18 protein-coding genes and 1 pseudogene are annotated in these 17,771 nt (G+C 67.8%); 12 read left to right on the forward strand and 7 right to left on the reverse strand.

Features of this window, described 5'->3' with window-relative positions; all coding sequences use genetic code 11:
- Positions 1-162 precede the first annotated feature (162 nt).
- Positions 163-564, reverse strand: coding sequence for a DUF1801 domain-containing protein (locus ACFVYC_RS19935; RefSeq protein ID WP_387553527.1), 402 nt, complete (start codon positions 562-564; stop codon positions 163-165).
- A gap of 58 nt (positions 565-622) precedes the next feature.
- Between ACFVYC_RS19935 and ACFVYC_RS19940 the strand changes: the two genes are divergently transcribed.
- Complete coding sequence (locus tag ACFVYC_RS19940) at positions 623-949, forward strand: hypothetical protein (RefSeq protein ID WP_387553529.1); 327 nt, start codon at positions 623-625, stop codon at positions 947-949.
- Between the two features lie 267 nt (positions 950-1,216).
- On the opposite strand, the gene ACFVYC_RS19945 is transcribed toward ACFVYC_RS19940, so the two are convergent.
- The gene (locus ACFVYC_RS19945) at positions 1,217-1,516 is read right to left on the reverse strand and encodes a hypothetical protein (RefSeq protein WP_387553531.1); all 300 of its coding nucleotides are present in this window, start codon (positions 1,514-1,516) and stop codon (positions 1,217-1,219) included.
- 344 nt (positions 1,517-1,860) lie between these two features.
- On the opposite strand from ACFVYC_RS19945, the gene ACFVYC_RS19950 reads away from it, so the two are divergent.
- From ACFVYC_RS19950 to ACFVYC_RS19970, 5 genes are all read left to right on the forward strand, one after another.
- Positions 1,861-2,397 (forward strand): proteasome activator, encoded by a 537-nt coding sequence (locus ACFVYC_RS19950; RefSeq protein WP_387553534.1) that lies wholly within the window; start codon positions 1,861-1,863, stop codon positions 2,395-2,397.
- Between the two features lie 93 nt (positions 2,398-2,490).
- A complete protein-coding gene (locus ACFVYC_RS19955) occupies positions 2,491-2,667 on the forward strand; it encodes a hypothetical protein (protein ID WP_387553535.1) in 177 nt (58 codons plus the stop codon).
- A gap of 340 nt (positions 2,668-3,007) precedes the next feature.
- Entirely contained in the window at positions 3,008-3,388 is a 381-nt protein-coding gene (locus ACFVYC_RS19960) for a VOC family protein (protein WP_387553536.1), read from the forward strand.
- 157 nt (positions 3,389-3,545) lie between these two features.
- On the forward strand, positions 3,546-4,727 hold the full coding sequence (locus ACFVYC_RS19965; protein ID WP_387553538.1) for a DUF1524 domain-containing protein: 1,182 nt from the start codon (positions 3,546-3,548) through the stop codon (positions 4,725-4,727).
- 65 nt (positions 4,728-4,792) lie between these two features.
- Positions 4,793-5,695, forward strand: coding sequence for an excalibur calcium-binding domain-containing protein (locus ACFVYC_RS19970; protein ID WP_387553540.1), 903 nt, complete (start codon positions 4,793-4,795; stop codon positions 5,693-5,695).
- A gap of 126 nt (positions 5,696-5,821) precedes the next feature.
- On the opposite strand, the gene ACFVYC_RS19975 is transcribed toward ACFVYC_RS19970, so the two are convergent.
- Together ACFVYC_RS19975 and ACFVYC_RS19980 are read right to left on the reverse strand one after the other, a co-directional pair.
- The gene (locus ACFVYC_RS19975; RefSeq protein ID WP_387553542.1) at positions 5,822-6,256 is read right to left on the reverse strand and encodes an ester cyclase; all 435 of its coding nucleotides are present in this window, start codon (positions 6,254-6,256) and stop codon (positions 5,822-5,824) included.
- A gap of 129 nt (positions 6,257-6,385) precedes the next feature.
- Positions 6,386-6,784 (reverse strand): DUF1304 domain-containing protein, encoded by a 399-nt coding sequence (locus tag ACFVYC_RS19980; protein WP_387553544.1) that lies wholly within the window; start codon positions 6,782-6,784, stop codon positions 6,386-6,388.
- Between the two features lie 121 nt (positions 6,785-6,905).
- Here ACFVYC_RS19980 and ACFVYC_RS19985 point away from each other — a divergent pair, with 121 nt between their 5' ends.
- The 4 genes from ACFVYC_RS19985 to ACFVYC_RS20000 all read left to right on the forward strand — a co-directional run bounded on the left by ACFVYC_RS19985 (position 6,906) and on the right by ACFVYC_RS20000 (position 11,120).
- Positions 6,906-7,955: a helix-turn-helix transcriptional regulator gene (locus ACFVYC_RS19985; RefSeq protein WP_387553546.1), complete on the forward strand. Its 1,050-nt coding sequence runs from the start codon at positions 6,906-6,908 to the stop codon at positions 7,953-7,955.
- Positions 7,956-8,266: 311 nt separating this feature from the next.
- Entirely contained in the window at positions 8,267-8,929 is a 663-nt protein-coding gene (locus ACFVYC_RS19990) for a LuxR C-terminal-related transcriptional regulator (RefSeq protein WP_387553547.1), read from the forward strand.
- Complete coding sequence (locus ACFVYC_RS19995; protein WP_387553549.1) at positions 8,926-10,125, forward strand: sensor histidine kinase; 1,200 nt, start codon at positions 8,926-8,928, stop codon at positions 10,123-10,125. Before ACFVYC_RS19990 ends, ACFVYC_RS19995 begins: the two co-directional genes overlap by 4 nt.
- Complete coding sequence (locus tag ACFVYC_RS20000) at positions 10,122-11,120, forward strand: hypothetical protein (RefSeq protein ID WP_387553551.1); 999 nt, start codon at positions 10,122-10,124, stop codon at positions 11,118-11,120. The genes ACFVYC_RS19995 and ACFVYC_RS20000 overlap by 4 nt, the downstream gene beginning before the upstream one ends.
- A gap of 7 nt (positions 11,121-11,127) precedes the next feature.
- Here ACFVYC_RS20000 and ACFVYC_RS20005 read toward each other — a convergent pair.
- A pseudogene (locus tag ACFVYC_RS20005) lies at positions 11,128-12,424 on the reverse strand (hemolysin family protein).
- A 105-nt stretch (positions 12,425-12,529) separates the two neighbouring features.
- On the opposite strand from ACFVYC_RS20005, the gene ACFVYC_RS20010 reads away from it, so the two are divergent.
- The gene (locus ACFVYC_RS20010; RefSeq protein ID WP_387553553.1) at positions 12,530-13,744 is read left to right on the forward strand and encodes a hypothetical protein; all 1,215 of its coding nucleotides are present in this window, start codon (positions 12,530-12,532) and stop codon (positions 13,742-13,744) included.
- A gap of 5 nt (positions 13,745-13,749) precedes the next feature.
- Here ACFVYC_RS20010 and ACFVYC_RS20015 read toward each other — a convergent pair whose 3' ends face one another.
- Complete coding sequence (locus ACFVYC_RS20015) at positions 13,750-15,333, reverse strand: serine hydrolase domain-containing protein (protein WP_387553555.1); 1,584 nt, start codon at positions 15,331-15,333, stop codon at positions 13,750-13,752.
- 147 nt (positions 15,334-15,480) lie between these two features.
- On the opposite strand from ACFVYC_RS20015, the gene ACFVYC_RS20020 reads away from it, so the two are divergent.
- Positions 15,481-16,668 (forward strand): FAD-dependent monooxygenase, encoded by a 1,188-nt coding sequence (locus ACFVYC_RS20020; RefSeq protein WP_387553557.1) that lies wholly within the window; start codon positions 15,481-15,483, stop codon positions 16,666-16,668.
- Here ACFVYC_RS20020 and ACFVYC_RS20025 read toward each other — a convergent pair.
- Positions 16,665-17,711 (reverse strand): glycerophosphodiester phosphodiesterase family protein, encoded by a 1,047-nt coding sequence (locus ACFVYC_RS20025; RefSeq protein WP_387553559.1) that lies wholly within the window; start codon positions 17,709-17,711, stop codon positions 16,665-16,667. The two genes, ACFVYC_RS20020 and ACFVYC_RS20025, sit on opposite strands and share 4 nt — an antisense overlap.
- Positions 17,712-17,771 lie beyond the last annotated feature (60 nt).

The raw sequence follows: 17,771 nt of genomic DNA on the forward strand, positions 1-17,771 counted from the left end.
GGGATCCATGGTGTCGCTCATGATCAGTCCTTCCCGCCAGGCAAAGCCCGGCGTGTCAGGCCAACCACGGATCCACCGTTATTCAGACAGTCCCCAGCCGCCGGGGCTGGGCAGGGGACAACCAACGGACTGGGACGGGACAACCAGCGGACTGAGGCGGGGTCAGCCGTCGGAACCGGCCTTGAGCCTCCGCCAGCCGCCGGCCCGGTTGTTGGCGATGATCGCACGGAACATCTCCACCAAAGCTTCCTGGTTGATGGGCTCGCCCTGGTGGTACGAAATCATCCGGCCGGTCTTGTTGCCGTGGCCGGCGGTGATGATGTTGTGCGGGTCCGGGGTGATGCCGCCGTCGTACAGGAAAACGTTGACGTGGTCCTTCGCCGCGAGCAGTGCGCAGACGTTGCCTTGCAGGACGAAGTAGGGCTGGACGGTGCGTTTGATGGTTTCCTCGACGGCGGGATCGGCCGCGTGGACCAGGTGGCGCACCTGCCGGCAGATGTCCTGCTGCCAGGGCGGGAGCGCGTCGATGTACTGGTCCACGCGGGGGTCCTTTTCGTAGCTCATCGGTGAACTCCTTCGATGGGGTTGTTGCCCGCTGCCCGGGGCTCCTAGGGTGGGAGCCATGGCTGATACTTTTGCGTCCCTGGTTGAAACATTCAAGAACATCGGCGTCTCCAAGGCCTACGGTTCCCCGGTCCAGCTGGGAGGGGAAGAGGTCATTCCCGTCGCGCTGGTGTCCTTCGGATTTGGTGGCGGCGGCGAGCCCGGGCAGGAAGGTGCCTCCGGCGGTGGGGGAGGCGGCATGGTGCTCCCGCTCGGCGTCTACCGGAGCTTGGAGGGCCAGGTAATGTTCCGGCCGAACACGGTGGTAGTGCTGGCCTGCCTGGTGCCAGTGATCTCGGCAGTGGGCGCCGCCGTGCGCAAAGCCATCCGCGCCGCCAAGTCCTAGCGCCCGGCCGTTGGGCTGGAAGGGAGGCCGACGGCGGCAGCAGGCTCCCGCCGTCGTGCTGAGCCGCGCGGCTGCACTGACCGCACGGGTGCCGTTGACGATTCCCTCGCCGCCATGTCCGAACCGGACCTCAGCCAGAACCTCCGCCCAGCACGTCCACGTGCACGTGGTCGAGGTGGCGCAGGATCTCGTTGCGGGGCTCGGGTGCGTCGTAGTACTGCCACTGCCCGCGAGAGCTGTGCACGCTCCAGAACCTGTCGTCGAAGATCACGTATTGGATGTCCAGGTCCTCGGCGTGGGCGACGAGCCAGTGGGCCAGGATCCATCCCTGGCGGCCGATCCCCGGCAGGCCAGGGTGGGACCGGCATTTTCGGGTGGCCCGTCTGCCAGCCGCTGCAACACTGACTCGTCGATGCCGGAGGTGTCCGGGGCCTCCATTCCGCGGCCCAGGAGAGCGGCGGCCGTTGTAGCCAACTGCGCCTCCTCACGGTCGAGCCCCACCTCTCCCTCAGCGGTCTCAACGGTGCAGTCCGGGCGAAGCAGCAACGAGCCGTTCTCAGTGCGCAAACCACTGAGCAACCCGGGCCCGACGATCACCAGCGCCAAGGCGAGCCCACCGAACAGGAAAAGGCCTAAGAGCAGCCGAAGCCGGCCGCGCGGACGCTTGTGCCGAGGATGATGCGTCCCTTCCGCTGTGCCGCAGTAATTCCGTTGTGTTGCACTGATCCAGTCATAGCACTTTGTTCGGTGTCTATTCACTGCTGGTGCTTTCGGCCTCGGAACCTGCGCAATGCATCCCTTCGGCGCAATGGTAAGTATGCTTACCTTGATGCCGGCTTCATCCGCCGGCGTTCGTGGGGCTGTCCGATGCGCCTCGACAGGAAACAACCGCGCACGCGAGAGGACCAACCGTGACCACCGGACCCGACAGCCCGCCCGCCGATCCCGGCGCCTGGGGCACCGCCGGCAGCCCGCCGGGCCGTTTGGCAGACGATCCGGCGAAGGTGCTGCGGATTGGAACGAGCATCATCCGGCTCTTTGAAGAAGCCCGCAGCGGAATTCTCGACGACGACGCGAGGGCACGGCTCGCGCACGTCCATCAGCGCTCGGTGGAGGAGCTGCAGGACGGTTTGGCGCCCGGCCCGGCAGGGGAGCTGCAGCGGTTGTGGCAGCCGCTGACGAATGAAGCTTCGGCGTCGGAGGACGAACTGCGGATCGGCCAGGCGCAGCTCTCGGGGTGGATTGGCGGCCTCGTGCAGGACATCCAGTCGACTCTCGCGGCGAAACAGGCAACAACGCTGCAACTGCGGGAGCCTCTGCAGCTGCCCCTCCTGGATCCGCCAGGTGACATGCCCACGGTGGTGCTGGGCGGTGATCAGTTGGGGCCGGGCGAGGGCCTGGAACCAACCCCGGACGACGACGTCGAACTTCCGGGCCAGTACCTTTGACGGCGCCGGATTCGGGGCCACTGCAGTCCCCGTCGCCATGAGTCCCGTGCGTGGTGGCCTGTTCCCCCGCTGGCGGGTGTGAGACCATCCGGTATGGGTGATAACAACCAACTGGACAATGACGTCGTGCCCGCAGGGGCTAAACACCTGTCAGGGGAGCGGGAGCACCGCCACCCCACTGCTGAACAAGCCCGCTCCATCGGCCACCGCCGGCGGGACGCGGAGGCCAAACTGGAGCAGCATTTGCGCGAAGCCCGCGACAAGGCCTAGAGCCCACCCCCCCGGGCCCGCGCAATCAAACGGCGGGTGCGCCTGCCAGCGCACGGGCTCCTCCGGCGTGCCGTAACAACCACCCCACGTTGGCCGTGGGCAGGCGACGCTGAAGAACACCGAAACCCTATTTCCGAAGCCGCCAAACAGTCCCATAATGGGCACATACGCTTCGGGGACCCTCGCGCCGTTGATGGCTGGCGGGGCGCTTCAGAGTCCCAGGTGGCCGTCCCGGCACTCGGCGGACGGACGGCCACGCGGTTCCGGACGGTGTTGTTCCGGACCGTAACCGGGGGAGAGCATCGCCATCACTGCGAAAGCAATGCACAAAGGAAACATCATGCTCAAGGACTCAGCACTTATGGCTGTCCTGCCCGCGAAGGACATCAGCAGGGCCAAGGAGTTTTACCGGGACAAGCTGGGGTTGGAATCTTCTGACTCCATGGAGGAAGACAGCCTGCTGTACCGCTGCGGCAACGGAACCTCGTTCTTGGTCTACCAGACAGACAACGCGGGCTCGGCCAAGAACACCCAGATGGGCTGGGAGACGAACAACCTCGAAGGCGAAATGGAAGAACTGCGGCGCCGGGGCGTCACGTTCGAAGAGTACGACATGCCGGGCGTGAAGACCGAAAACGGCGTTGCCACCAGTGAATGGGGAAAGGCCGCCTGGTTCCTCGACAGCGAAGGCAACATTCTCAACCTCACCCAGCGCGCGTAGCCGCAATCAAGAATTGATCAAGACGGAATCAATGTTGTCCCAGCTTTGCCGCAGTTTCGGCTTTCACCCGCATTCCGCGAAATAGGCTCCAACCATAACCACTGCGGCTTAGCAAAAGGCCCGGCTTATTTGCCGGGCCTTTTTTATGGGGGAAAACATGTCGAATTACGAGACGTTGCTGGGGTCACCAGTATCTCCGGGGCAGGGACCAAGGCGGCCTCGTAAATCCGGGGCCATCGCCCTCGCCGTATCGCTTGCCCTCTTTGTTGGCGGCGCCGTCACTTTGCCGCAGGTCTTTGAAGCGGACGGTGAAGCTGCCGCATCGGAAAGCACCGCTACGGCAACGACCGCGGCAGCGAGCGCGGCTGCCAAGGCCGCACCGGCGCCGTCGCCCGTTCCCACCGCCCGGGAGACGGGCGCGCCACTGGATCCCGAGACCATCACCGTGGTTCAGGACGCGACGGTAGCCGCCCCGAAGACGCAGCCGGCTTTCGCCACGAAGGCGGCCGACCTGCTGGCGACTCTCCCCATCAAGGGCCGCGCCCCCAAGACCGGGTATGACCGCGGTTTGTTCGGGCAGGCGTGGGCTGACGTTGACCGCAATGGCTGCGACACCCGAAATGACATGTTGAAGCGGGACCTTACCGTGATCACGTACACCAACAGCGTCCCCTGCAAGGTGCAGTCGGGCATGCTCGCAGACCCGTACACCGGCACCAGCATCAGCTTCCTGCGGGGGAATACGACCAGCACCAAGGTCCAGATCGACCATGTGGTGGCGCTGAGTGACGCCTGGCAGAAGGGCGCGCAGCAGCTGACCACGGAGCAACGGACGGCTTTCGCGAATGACCCGCTGAACCTGCAGGCGACGGACGGCCCCACCAACCAGAAGAAGGGCGACGGGGACGCCGCCACCTGGCTGCCGCCGAACAGGGGATTTCGGTGCGAGTACGTGGCCCGGCAGATTTCCGTGAAGGCGACGTACAGCCTGTGGGTCACGCAGGCGGAGCACGACGCGATGGCCGGCATCCTGGCGAACTGCTCCGGCCAGCTGGCGCCGACGAACCAGCAGGCGCCCGTTCCTCCTCCTGCACCTGCCGCTGAACCGGCACCGGCACCGGCAGTGGCCGCTCCTGCTCCGGCTCCGGTTGCTGCTGTTCCGGCTCCTGCTCCGGTGGCTCCGGCGCCCGTTGTCCCCGCCCCGGTTGCCCCCGCAGCCGCCTACTACGCCAACTGCGCCGCGGCCAAAGCCGAAGGTGCCGCCCCGCTTTTCGCCGGACAGGCCGGCTACCGCGCGGGCCTTGACCGCGATTCCGACGGCGTCGCCTGCGAACGCTGACCCAAAGTCCCGGGGTATCCACGCCCCACCTGCATCACATCACCGACATTTCCTAGGGGGAAAAATTGACACATAATCCGTATGCTCCTGCGCCCCAGCAGCGCCGCTGGAAGCCGACAGTACTTTTTTGGATCGTGGCCGCACTGCTGCTGCTTCTGCTGATTCCGTTTGCCGTGGTCGGCGGCCTGGGAATGGTGCTGTTCCTCCTTGGCCTGATCGCTCTGCTCACGGGGCTTTATGCTCTGCTGTTCAAGCGCCGCTCGTGGGTTGGGCTTCCGCACCGCAAGTCCGGCGGTCTGGTGGCTGTTTCCGGTTTTGTTGCCCTGATCCTGGGTGTAGGGGTGGGTGGTGCTACCGCCCCGCCCCGGGCGGATGCCGACAAGGCTGCCCTCGTGAGCCCTGCTTCGCAGTCGGCAACGGCAACCCCGACTCCCACGCCGACGGCAACAAACCCTGTCAACAAGACCTGCGCCACTGATGCTGCAACGCAGAAATACAACAGCCAGACGCTCGTCTGCACCGTGGGAAGCGACCAGCGTTTGGTGTGGATGACGGAGTCCGACTCCAAGCGGGTGGTCGCCGAGAAGGCTGCGGCAGACAAGGCAGCGGAGGAAAAGGAAGCCGCTGAAAAAGCCGCCGCTGAGAAGGCCGCGGCTGAAGCAGCTGCAGCCGCGAAGACCGCCGCCGACCAGGCAGCAGCAGACCAGGCGGCGGCAAAACTGGCCGCGGAGCAGGCGGCAGCGGCAGCTGCGCAGGCTGCAAAGCCAGCGCCAGCACCGGCCGCACCGGCTCCCAAGCCGGTTCCCGCGCCGGCCCCTGCACCCGCTCCGGCTCCCGCCCCGGCGGCGGCTCCCTTTGCCAACTGCACGGCAGCGAAGGCAGCCGGAGCAGCGCCGGTATATGCCGGCACCCCCGGCTACGGAGTGCATCTCGACAGGGACCGCGACGGCATCGGCTGCGACAAGTAGGGTCCATCCACCCGAACTGACTCATCGTCGAATGAGTACCCGGCGATGAAGATGCCGTGGAGACCCTCTAGCAGGGTGTCCACGGCATCTTTGTTTGTTGTTCTTGGCGTACAACCCGTCAGTGCGTCAGTGCGAGGTCAGCTCGCGCATCAGTCCGAGCTGCGACAGGAACTCCACTTGGTCGAAGTAGAAATGGTGCGAGGTGATCTCGCCGTTCTCGACCGTCGAGATGTCACAGCTTCTGATGCGAAGGTGTTTGCCGGTGGCCGGCATGGTATCGCCGGAGGGCATGCGCATCGGTCCGGTGTTGGTTCCGACCACATAACCCTCATCCACCGCCACGCTCCCGGCCTCATGCTTTGCCGCGTACTCGTACCGCACATCCGGCATGGACTCCCAGAAATCGAAGAGGTAGCTGGTGATGGCGTCACGCCCGCGGAGTTCGCCCTTGTCAGGGGTGTAGGCCACGGCGTCGGCGGCGTAGCAGCGTGCCAGCGTTTCTTTGTCTTTTTCGTTCATGGCCGTAGTTAAGCGATCCATGATCTCGCGTGCCTGACCCATTGTGGACCTCCAATTTTTGGGCGGCCTCACGGAAGCGGGGGCCGCTTCGGGGATTGGCCCTTGCTGATGCTGGAGCCAATTTAAGTACACGACCCCCGCAGAGGACTGTCAACGAGCCGTGCTACCCCTTTAGAACGGCAGCGCAATCAGGGCGATCAGGGCCGGCACCGTGGCGCCGAGAGTCCCCGGGATGCTGTCGCCCTTCTTCGGGTAGTGGCCCTGCATGTCCGCCAGGAACATGGCCGGAGCGGTCAGCACCATGTTCGCGCAGCAGTAGATCACCAGGGTGTAGCCCACCACCGGGTGGCCCATGTTGACCGCCACCACCCCGGCCAGGACACCCAGGCCGATCACCAGGTTGCGGAACCCGGTGGGAATGGCCCACATCATCACTGCCGGAACGTTCTGCGGCGGGGTGCTCAGGAACTTCTGCGCCCCCGGCCGGTGCAGCAGGAAGCTCTCCAGCGGAAACACCACGATGTAGATCACGGCGGCGAGGACCGCGGAAACCTGGGATACGGCGTTCATAGGGGAAAAGTACGACGCCGGCGCCCCCGGCCGCCATCCCCGCACCGGGGGTTTGGGGATGCGTGGGGAACCCCCACTTTGGGGGATTGCGGCCAGGCCCATCCGGCGGATACTGGAGACTATGTGGGAGGAGCGCGCGGAGCGTGCCCGGCGGGACATCGCCGCCCTGGCCGCCAGCGGTGTCAGCCTGGCCGACCTGCACACGGCGGCGCTCGCCGTCGTGCAGCAGCAGGTGCCGTTCGAGCAGGGCTGCTGGGCCGCCGTCGACCCCGACTCCATGGTGATGACCTCCGTGACCAACTGGCGGCCGTGGCCCGTGGGCGCGGCCGAGTACCAGGAGTACTCAGCCCGCTTCGCCGAAACCGAGTACACCGGCCAGGAACCCAACACATTCGCTCAGCTTCTCAAACGCCCGCAGCCCGTCGCGAGGATGTCCGACGCCCCGCACCGGGAGGTGGTCCGCAGCGTCCGGATCAACGCGCTGCTCAAACCGCAGGGGCTGGAACACGAGCTTCGGGCGGCATTCCGGGTGGACGACGCGTGCTGGGGAGTGGGCAGCATCTTCCGCGAAGCCGGCCACGACTTCACAGACCGCGAGGTGGAGTTTCTGGGCGCAGTGGCGGCCACGCTGGCGGCGGCCACCAGGATCGCTGTCCGCGTCGGGCACCCAACGGGACCGGCCGCCGTCGGGCCCGTGATTGTCCTGGCCGGGCTGCATGGCGAGCTGCGGGCTGCCACGCCCGCCGCCGCAGCGTGGCTCGCCGAGGTGGAGGAGGCGGCGCCCGGCCGGTTCAGCATGACGCTTTACTCGGTGGTGGCGCAGGCCCACGCCTCGGCGTCGGGAACAGCACGCGCCAGGATGCGCGACGCCGGGAACAACTGGGTGATGCTGCAGGCCAGCCGCCTGATCACCGGTGATGACCCGGAGCAGATGGTGGTCACCGTGGAACCCGCCACCACGCACGACCTCGCCACCCTGCTGCTGATGGCCTACGGAGTCACCGCCCGGGAGCGGGAGGTCTGCCTGGAAGTACTGTCAGGGAATCCGACAGCGGACATCGCCCGCCACCTGTTCATCTCGCCGCACACGGTGCACGATCACCTGAAGTCGCTGTACGAAAAGGTTGGGGTGGGCAGCCGCGGGGAACTGGTCGCGAGGCTGGTGGCATAGACGGCGGAAAGCGCCCGGGAGCCCAACAACCCCCCAAATTCCAGCGGTTGGATTCCCGGCCGCCATCGGCCGCCGACGAACAGCTGCCGCGCCGCGTCGATCACTCCAGAACTGAGATTAGCGACGGCGGCCGGCGGCCGGGAGCCCTGGCCGCCAGGGAGTTGCACGTTGTCACCGGAAGTGGGGACAGCCGCCGGCTCTGTGACGCGAGATGGACACGAAGCACGTCACACTTGGTCCCTGCTGGGCTGCGCCCGAGAATAAGTCCATCGGAGCGGTCCGACGACGAAGGGGGCAACGCGTTGGAGCCAGTGCGCGCAGGAATCATCGATGACCATGAAGCGGTGCGGATCGGCTTCGCGGCCTCCGCCGCCCGGGATGCCCGCCTGAATTCACCGCCCGTCACCGTGATGGGGGCCGCACCCACCGTTACCGCTTTCCTCGACGCCGGCACTGACCTCTGCGACGTCGTCGCCCTGGACATGTCCCTGGCCGACGGGTCCCGGCCGGGCGAGAACGTGGCCCGGCTGGCCGCCGCCGGCTACCGGGTCCTGATCTTCACCCTCGGTGACAACGTGGGCTACCTGCAGGACGCCCTGGCGAACGGCGCCATGGGAGTATCGCTGAAATCCGAGCCGGTTGCGGAAACCTTCGCCAAACTGCGCCGCATCGCCGCCGGGGAGACCATCGCCAGCCAGGAACTGGCCGCCGCCATCGAGGTGGACGCGGATTTCGTCCAGGCAAACCTGTCCGACCGTGAACGCGAGTGCCTGGGCATGTACGCGGACGGGCTGGGCCAGTACCAGGTGGCACGCCGGATGAACATCGCCGAGAGCACGGTCAAGAAAAACATCGACCGGATCCGCGAAAAGTACGAGGCAGCGGGCCGGCCCGCCAGCACCAAAATCGACCTTTACCGCCGGGCGGTGGAGGACGGCATCCTGCCGCCGCTGCTTCCGTTGCGGAAGAAGTGAAAGGTTTTTCGCCGGCGCTGGACGGCGTCTCGGCCCTGGCCACGCACCGCCTGATGGGCAGGGGCGTCGCCGCGTTCGCTGCGCTGCTCCTGCTCCACGCAACCGGTTCAATTATGGGCCAGACACCCCATGTGGCGAACTGGTGGAACTTCCCGTTCCTTTGGCTGTTCCTCGCGCTTGTGGCCGCCTTCGCCGGAGCTTCCGTCAGGGGCAGGGGACTGGTGTGGATCGCCCGTGCCCTGGCATTGCTGGTCCTGGCCGGGCTGGCGCTGTGGACGCTCGCCGTTCCCGCCACCATCCCCGAGGGCTTCGGTACTCCCTGGATGTGGGCGATGATCAATGTCGGCGCCGCCTGGTGCGCCTACGGGGCCGGAACCCGCATCGGCTGCACCTACACGGTGGCAGTAGGGGCGGTGTTCTTCGCCGTCCGGACCACCCCGCAAGGCGGTTCGGCGTCTTCCCTGGTGGCGCTGGAGGACGCCCTGTTCGCCACCGTCCTGGGCCTCATCATCTGCGTCACCATCGGCATCCTTCGCCGCGCCGCCGAACGGGCGGACACCGCCGCCGAAAACGCCATCGACAGGTACCGGGAGGCGGCGGCGCAAACAGCGCTGGGCAACGAACGGCTGCGCCTGGACGGACTCCTGCATGACAGCGTGATGACGGCGCTGCTCACCGCCGCCCACGCCGGCTCCGCCGAGGAACGCGCGGCGAGCGCGAACCTGGCGGCCAGTGCCTTGGACCGACTGGAGCAGCAGGGGACAACGTCGGAAGCAGCGCCGGCCACACTGACGGAGATTGCTGCCCGTATCAGGTTCACGGTTGCCGGCGCCACGGAGGGCCCGGTTATCCACGTTGTCTGCGATGCCGCGGAAAACTTGCTCCTGCCCGGCGCTGCGGTGCGGGCCATTTTTGAAGCCGCCACCGAAGCCGTCAGGAATGCTGTCCGCCACTCGGAGGCCGCGCGCTGCGAGGTCCGGCTGACGGGGCACCGCACCGGGAACCAGGCAAAGGTGAGCGTCTCGATCAAGGACAACGGCCGCGGGTTTGATCCTGCCTTGGTCTCGGACCGCAGGCTGGGCATCAAGGTCTGCATCGTCGGCCGAATGCAGGCAGCGGACGGGTCCGCGGCCATCCACTCAAGCCACCGCTCCGGCGCCGAGGTGCGGCTGGACTGGGAAGGGGTTGCGGCATGATCCGGGCCATTTCAACCAAGGTCATGAGCCTCCTCTGCGCCGTGTTCGTCGCCGTGCACATCGCGCTTGGCCTGCTGTCGCTGGACCTGGTGTCCGCCGCGGGCCCCGTCTACATTGCGATGGCCGTTTACGTCGCCGCCGTGGTCCTGCTGCTGGTTCCTAAGCCCGGCAAGCTCCCGCTGGCCTCGGCACTCGCTGCGCTGGCCGCCGTCGTGATGGTGACGGTCCTCGTCAGCAGTGTGCTGCCCACGGACCGCTGGCCCGGGTATGCCTCGTGGCATCTGTCCGCCGCCTACACAATGCTGGTGATCGTGAACGTCCGGGGGAGGGTGCTGCTGTCCTGGATCGGCGTGCTAATCTCGGCCGTCCTGGTGACGCTCTGGGGCGCCGGCGCCAGCATGGGACTGGTGGGAGGGCTGATGATGAACATAGCCACGGTCGGCTGGGTCCTGGTGGCCACCGGGATCGGGCACCTGCTGCGCACCAACGACAACAAGGTGGCCCAGTACAGCGCTGATGCCCGCCGTGCCGCCGACTGGTACGCCGCCGAGCAGGCCGTGCACGTTGCAAGAACAGAATGGCTGGAGCACGTCCGGAGGATTGCCGGGCCGGCGCTGCAGCGCATCGCCGAGGCCGGCCACGAGATCACGCCGGCCGAACGGCAGCAGCTCCAGCTCCTCGAGGCGCAGTTCCGTGACGAGATCCGCGGACGCGTCCTCGCCACCGACGAGGTGGTGGACGCCGCACGCCGGGCGCGGGAACGCGGGGTGACCGTGCAGCTGCTGGACGACCGCCGGCAGGAACTGGCGCCGCGGACGCTGGCGGCGGTCTCTGAAAGCGTGGTGAACGTCCTGAACCGGGCACGGACCGGGACTGTCACCGCCCGGGCGAGGCCGGAGGGCGGTGCCCAGGCCGTCACCATCTACGCATCGACGCCGGAGAATCCGGACGAAGCCACGTTCGTGGAGTTCCCGGAACGGACACCGGAGAACTGACCGGCTTTTAGCCTTTCCCGGGTCCTCCCGCCGGCGTCACCCGGATGCGGACCACCCGGAGCCGGTCCATCGCGGTCACCGTCAGCACATGGCCGTCCGCTTCCACGCTGTCGCCGGTGCGGGGCAGGCGGCCCAGCCGGTCGATGACGAAGCCGGCCACCGTTTCGTAGTGCCCCTCCGGCAGCTCGATACCGGACGCGGATGCGAACTCCTGGATGGTCAGCCCGCCGTCAACGTCCAGCGACTCGTCGCCTTTGGTGACCCGGTCCTCGTGGTCTGCGCCGGCGTCGTACTCGTCGTAAATCTCACCCACCAGCTCTTCCACCAGGTCCTCCAGGGTGACGATGCCGTCCGTGCCGCCGTATTCGTCCACCACCAGGGCGATGTGCTGGCCCAGCCGGCGCATGCGCTGCAGCGACGGCAGCACCTTGTTGGTGCCCGGCAGCGGGAGGATCTCCCGGACGATGTCCCGCACCTGCCCGTCGTCGTGCTTCCCGTCCCGGGGCACGAGGTCACGGACATGGATGAAGCCCAGCACGTCGTCGGGCGTTTTGTCGATCACGGGATAGCGCGAAAAGTGCCCATCCCGCACCATGTTGAACGCCTCGGTGATGCTGAGGCTGCCGTTGATGAAGGTCACGTCGGTGCGGGGGCGCATCACCTCCTGCAGCGACCGGTCCCCGGCGCCGAAGACGTCTGACAGGATGCTGCGGCTGTGTTCTTCGAGCATGTCGCTCTCCGCCACCATGTCCCACAGTTCCTCGGAGCTGACGCTCTCCTGCTTGGCGTTCGGGTCGCCGCCGAAGAGCCTTACGACGGCGTCCGTTGAGACGGAGAGCAGCCAGACGGCGGGCCGCATGATTTCGGAGAGGACGCCGAGGGGCGGGGCGAGGACTTTGGTGAAGCCGACGGCGCTCTGCATGGCCAGCCGCTTGGGCACCAGTTCGCCGAGCACGAGGGACAGGTAGGCCACCAGCAGCGTCATGCCGATGAAGGCTGCCGGTTCTGCGGCGGCGCCGAAGCCGACGGCCGCCAGGAGGGGTTCGACGTCGGGCGCGATGGTGGAGGCGCCGTACGCGGCGGAAGAAACCGGAGAGCGTCACGCCGATCAGGACGGTGGAGAGGAACCGGTTGGGGTTCCCGGCCAGCGCGGCGATCCGGGCGCCGCGCTTCCCTGATTTTTCCATCCGGCGCACCTGGCTTTCGCGGAGGGACACCAGCGCCATCTCCGTGCCCGCAAACACCCCGCCCAGCAGCACAAAGAAGAGGACCAGCAGGAAATTGAGCAGGGTATCGCCATCCATGATCAGACACTACCGAATGAGCGTGCGGGGTGGGCGGCGGGCTGTGCGGGGCCGGTAGGATCTTAGGGTTGCCGCGGGGGTCGGCAACAGTTTTGGGGGAAGCACGTGAAGACCGGTCCGATCAGCCGCACCGCCAGGGCCGCCATGGCCGGCGCCGTTGCGCTCCTGCTGGCCTCCGCCGTCGTGGCTGTTCCGGCGTCCGCTGATGACTTGACTGAGATTGACGTGACCGGCCAGCCCCTGGGCGTGGCGGCAGGCCCGGACGGGGCGGTGTACGTCAGCGATTACAACTGGGAAGGCGGCGTCAGCGTCTTCCAGCCAGGGGAGACCCGCCCCTCCCGCACCATCTCCGTGGGGCACTTTTCAACGTCCGTGGCCGTGACGACGGACGGGACGCTCTACGTGCTCCAGACCACGGAGGAGATGCAAACGGAGCTCGGTGTGGTTGCCCCGGGGGCCGGGGAAGTGTCCTCCACCATTCCGCTGTCCCGGGGCGGGCGTTGGCTCGCGGCGGCGCCGGACGGTTCGCTCTACGTGACCAACCCGGCCGAGGGCACGGTGTCAGTGGTCCTGCCGGGCCAGGCCCGGGTGGAGCGCGTCATAGACGCCGGAAACTATCCGGTGGAGGTGGCCGTGGCAAAGGACGGCACCCTTTACGCCGCCAACCAGCACGCGGGCGCCGTCACCGTTATCCCGGGCGGTGCCGCCAGCCCCTCGCACGCCATCACCGTGGGCAGGACGTCCGGTCCCCACGGGATTGCGGCCGCGCCGGACGGAACCGTGTACGTGGCCAACGTCCTCTCGAACGACGTCGCCGTCATCGAGCCCGGCGGCACCGCGGTGGCACGGAGGATCCGTGTGGGCCGTGAACCGCAGGAGGTTGTGGCCGCGCCGGATGGGACGGTTTATGTGACCAACAGTGGAGACAACTCTGTCTCCGTCATAGAGGCTGGAACGGACAGGGTGGCCCGGACGGTCCCAACCGGGGAAGACCCGGGCCGGCTCGCGGTCCGGGCCGATGGTGCCGTGGTAGTGGTCAACCGTGCCGGCAAATCACTCACCGTGATCGACGCCGGACCGGCTGGCCCTGCTGCGGAGGCCTTGCCCGGGGAGGCCTCCGTGACAGGGGCCGACGGCGGGGCGGTGCCACCCGCGGAGGCGGCGCCTTCAGGCGGGGCTTCCGCTGTGCCGCTCCCGGCCGTCGCTGCAGGGTCCGCCGGACTGCTCCTGGCCGGCGCGGCCGCGCTCATCCTTGTGCTGCGGAGGCGCCGGACGGACACCGCGGCAGCTCCGGCCACGGCCTGGACCTTGGACCAGTAAAAGGTTCAGTGCCGGGCACCTTCCCGCCCCCCTGCAGCTACCTTGGCGAGCACCCAGACCGTCCGCGGCAGTGGCCACAGGAGGGCGAGGGCGAGAATGGGAACCAGCGAGATGCCGACGTCGGGAAACTGCCGGACGATCACAAACAGGTGCGTGTCGAACCGGGCGGGGGCGTAGACCAGGCACAGCCACAGGGCGAACCCGTCCAAGGCGAGCGCGACGGCGGCCCACGCCAGGGGCGCCCACCGTTTCTTCTGCGGTGCTTGCCTGCGGAGCAGGAACCGGAGCGACAGCCACAGGCTCAGCAGCTCCGCCAGCAGCAGCGCCATGGACACCGCCCAGCTGTACTGCTGCAGCCAGTCCTCGAAAACCACGGCGGGCACGGGGGAGTGCCCGTGCAGGATCCGGAGCAGGTTGGTATCGATCGACTTCAGCCGCGACGGGGCAGCGGTGTCATTGCCGTTGATGACCAGCGCGACGCCGAGGCCGGACTCCGGAACAGCGGCCAGGTACGTGTGGCTGTTGCCCCATTCCCCCTGGTGCTCCACGAGCCGCGGCAAGGCCGCATCCGGGGCGGGCGGTGCCGCCGGACCCGCGGATTCGACGAGTGCCCGGCTGAACCAGCCCATCGCGTAGCTCTGTGAATCGCTCACCCGGACCCGCGGCTCGAACATTGCTGCCACGCTCTCAGGGCGGAGGATCCGGGCGCTGCCGTACTGCCCGCCGTCGAGCAGTGCCGTGAGCTGGCGCCCCAGGTCCTCCGCCGAGGCATACAGGGTGGAGGACGGCATGCCGGCGGTGGGCGCCGGCACGTCCGTCTTGAGCCAGAACAAGCCGAACCAGCGGGAGTAGCCGGCGGCAGCGTTGTCCGCGCGGGCGGCCGCCCGGGTGGGATGGCTGTTGGCCATCTGCAGCGGCCCGAAGACGTGCTCCTTCAGGTAGTCCCCGAAGGGCTGGCCGGAGACCGTCTGCACCAGGACGCCCAGGACGTTGAAGTTGGCGCTGGCGTAGTGGAAGGCCGCACCCGGTTCGCCCGTGAGGGGAGAGCCGGACAGGGCTCGGACCTCCGCTTCGAGGGCTTCCGGACCCTGCGCGTCGGAGGCTTCGAAGGCTGTGTCCTTCGAGGACATGCCGCTGGCCTGGTGGAGCAGGTGGCGGACCGTGATCGCGGCGGAGCGGCTGTCGTTTAAGGTGAACCACGGCAGGTAGGTCTGCACGGGCTCGTCCAGTTCTAGCCGCCCGGCCTCCACCTGCTGCATCACGGCGATGGCGGTAAAGGATTTGCTCGTGGAGGCCAGCAGCACCGGCGTCCGCGCGGTCATCGGCCGCCCGGAATCGTCGGCGCGGCCGAACGCGGCGGAGTGCACCTGGACCCCGTCCCGGACCACGGCGACGGCCGCACCCGGGATCCCGAGGGCGTTGAGCTGGTCCTGCAGGAAGTCGTCCAGCGCCGCGTAGGTCTGCCCGGAAGTCCCGGGGCCCGGCGGTGCGGTACCGGGCGGGGCGGGCTCCGGCGTCGTGAGGCCAAGCATCCCTGCGGCCAGCAGGCACACCAGGAGCCACCGCGAGGACCCAGAAACAGTTCGCATGCCCACACCTGCGTTCGGCTGACGGTCCCTTTACGGTAGGGCCTGGCCGGGGCGAAAACAATGCATCTGGCCGCGGCCCCTGCCCAGCCGCGCCGGCCGTGGGTACGTTTGGCTCATGCAAAGGATTCCGTCCCTGGTGGTCAGGTCATGAGGGCGGTGGTTGTGGGGGCGGGCATCGCGGGCCTGGTGGTGGCCCGCCAGCTTGGCTTGGCCGGCTGGGACGTCGAAGTCCTGGAGAAGGCTGCGGCTCCGCGCCTTGACGGCTACATGATGGACTTCTTTGGACCTGGGGTGGAGGCCGCGGAGCGCATCGGTCTCTACCCCCGGCTTGCAGCCGTGACCTATCGCGTGGACGCAGTCGAATATGTCGATGGAAGAGAACGGACCACGTCCAGCCTCGACCACGGCCAGTTCGCCCGCTTTGCCGGCGGGAAGGTCCTCAGCCTGCTGCGTCCCGACCTGGAGCTGGCCGCCCTTGCTGCCCTCGACGACGTGGCACCCGGCCGGGTGCGGGTCCGTTACGGTGCGCCGGCGGGTGGAATAGTCAGTGGCGGGGACGGCGTGCGGGCCGCCGTCGATGGCTTGCCGGACGTGGCGCCCGCCGACGTCCTCGTGGGCGCGGACGGCATCCACTCCGCCGTCCGGGCGCAGGTCTTCGGTCCGGAAAAGGAGTACCTGCGCCCTCTGGGCATGCGTGCTGCCGCCTTCATCGTGACCAATCCGGTTCTGAACGCCCGCTTCCGGAACCGGTTTGTCCTGACGGACAGCCTTAACCGGATGGCTGGGATCTATGGCCTCCGCTCGGATCAGGTGGCGGCCTTTATGGTCTATCGGGATGCTCCGGGCGCGGCTGGGGAGCTGCCGGCAGGGAGCCCCAGGGAGCGGCTGCGCCTGGAGTTTTCCGGGCTCGGCGACGCGGTGGACCGCCTGCTTGAGCTCTGTCCGGAGCATCCGTACGACGACGTCGTCGCCCAGGTTGTGATGCCGGGCTGGCAGCGGGAGCGGTGCGTTCTCCTCGGGGATGCCTGCGGGGCGGTGTCGCTCCTTGCAGGGCAGGGCGCCTCCCTGGCTGTCGCCGGCGCGGCGCTGCTGGGTGACGTGCTCGGCCCGGTGTCGGCGCCTGAAGGAATTGGCCCCGCGCTTGGTGAGTTCGAGCGGCGCTGGCGGCCCGTGGTGGAGGAAGCCCAGTCTGCGGGGAGGCGCGCGGCGTCCTCGTTCCTCCCCGCAAACAGGGCCCAGCGCCTACTGCGGCGGTGGATCATCAGGGCAAGCCACCTGCCCGGAGTTGATCGGCTGGTGGCCCGCCAAATCGTGGGCCGGAGCGGAAAAGGTTAGCCCTTCACCTCATACGCCTTGGGCAGCTTCAGGCCGCGCTCCTCCATAAGGGTGCGCAGGCGGGTGGGGTAGTCGGTGATGATGCCGTCCACGCCCAGGTCCATCAGGCGCTCCATGTCCGCGGCGGTGTTCACGGTCCACGGGATCACGGGCAGGTCCAGTGCGTGGGCTTCGGCGATCATCTCAGGGGTGACGGAACTGAACGTGGGGGAGACGGCGTCGTACCCATGGGCAGCTGCCGCCTTGGGCAGGGAACCGGCGTAGTCGTCGATGTCGATGCCGCCCAGGTTGCGGCTGGCACCGGGCTGGCCCACCCCCATCCAGGCGTTGCCGCTGGAAAGCGCCACCAGCGGCAGCTCCGGCGCGATCTCCCGGGTGAGGTTCAGAGAGGACCAGTCGAAGGACTGCAGGGTGGTCCGGTCCGCCATGCCGGAGGCTTGGATCTCGGCCACCACGGCCCGGGTGAGGGACTCCATGCCGGCGCCGCCCACCTCGCTGCTCTCCACCTTGGTCTCCACGTTGAAGCGGACCTTCGCGGCCTTGGCGTCGCGGACCAGCTGGTACACGTCCTTGAGCTCCGCGATCCGGTTGCCCTCGATGACGTCCTGCACCGGGTAGCCGGACAGCTGCTTAAAGCCGCAGTCCAGGGTCTTGATCTGCGCGAGCGTCAGGTCAGCAACCCGCTTACCGACGTAGCCGGCGTCGCCGGTGTCCTTGCACTTGCCGGCCTGGATGGTGTCGTCGTGCCACACCACCACCTTGCCGTCCTCAGTCAGGTGCGTGTCCAGCTCCAGGGTGGTCACGCCCAGCGCCAGGGAGTTTTCGAAGGCGGCCAGGGACTCCTCAGTCCATTCACCGCGGCCGCCGCGGTGGCTCTGCAGGTCGAAGGAGCCGTTGCGCTCGTTCGTTTTGATCGCGGAGGTGGCGGTTCCGGCAGCGTTCGACGACGGCGTGCCGGCTTCGTTCTCGGAGCTCGCGACGGCGGGGCTCGCCATGGCGGCGATCAGGGCGGCGGTTGCCGCGGCAGTCAGGACGTGGCGCATGGGTGGTTCCTCCTGGGATGACGGGGGCCGGCTGGTGGCCGGTGACCCGTTCACCCTAGG

Origin of the sequence: Pseudarthrobacter sp. NPDC058329 (genome assembly GCF_042879835.1) — a bacterium.
GTDB lineage: Bacteria > Actinomycetota > Actinomycetes > Actinomycetales > Micrococcaceae > Arthrobacter.

Coding starts and splice junctions, on each gene's coding strand:
- ACFVYC_RS20025 (WP_387553559.1), bottom strand. CDS start 17,711: ATGCGCCACGTCCTGACTGCCGCGGCAACCGCCGCCCTGATCGCCGCC.
- ACFVYC_RS19960 (WP_387553536.1), top strand. CDS start 3,008: ATGCTCAAGGACTCAGCACTTATGGCTGTCCTGCCCGCGAAGGACATC.
- ACFVYC_RS19935 (WP_387553527.1), bottom strand. CDS start 564: ATGAGCTACGAAAAGGACCCCCGCGTGGACCAGTACATCGACGCGCTC.
- ACFVYC_RS19965 (WP_387553538.1), top strand. CDS start 3,546: ATGTCGAATTACGAGACGTTGCTGGGGTCACCAGTATCTCCGGGGCAG.
- ACFVYC_RS19975 (WP_387553542.1), bottom strand. CDS start 6,256: ATGGGTCAGGCACGCGAGATCATGGATCGCTTAACTACGGCCATGAAC.
- ACFVYC_RS19980 (WP_387553544.1), bottom strand. CDS start 6,784: ATGAACGCCGTATCCCAGGTTTCCGCGGTCCTCGCCGCCGTGATCTAC.
- ACFVYC_RS19940 (WP_387553529.1), top strand. CDS start 623: ATGGCTGATACTTTTGCGTCCCTGGTTGAAACATTCAAGAACATCGGC.
- ACFVYC_RS19955 (WP_387553535.1), top strand. CDS start 2,491: ATGGGTGATAACAACCAACTGGACAATGACGTCGTGCCCGCAGGGGCT.
- ACFVYC_RS20015 (WP_387553555.1), bottom strand. CDS start 15,333: ATGCGAACTGTTTCTGGGTCCTCGCGGTGGCTCCTGGTGTGCCTGCTG.
- ACFVYC_RS19985 (WP_387553546.1), top strand. CDS start 6,906: ATGTGGGAGGAGCGCGCGGAGCGTGCCCGGCGGGACATCGCCGCCCTG.
- ACFVYC_RS20020 (WP_387553557.1), top strand. CDS start 15,481: ATGAGGGCGGTGGTTGTGGGGGCGGGCATCGCGGGCCTGGTGGTGGCC.
- ACFVYC_RS20000 (WP_387553551.1), top strand. CDS start 10,122: ATGATCCGGGCCATTTCAACCAAGGTCATGAGCCTCCTCTGCGCCGTG.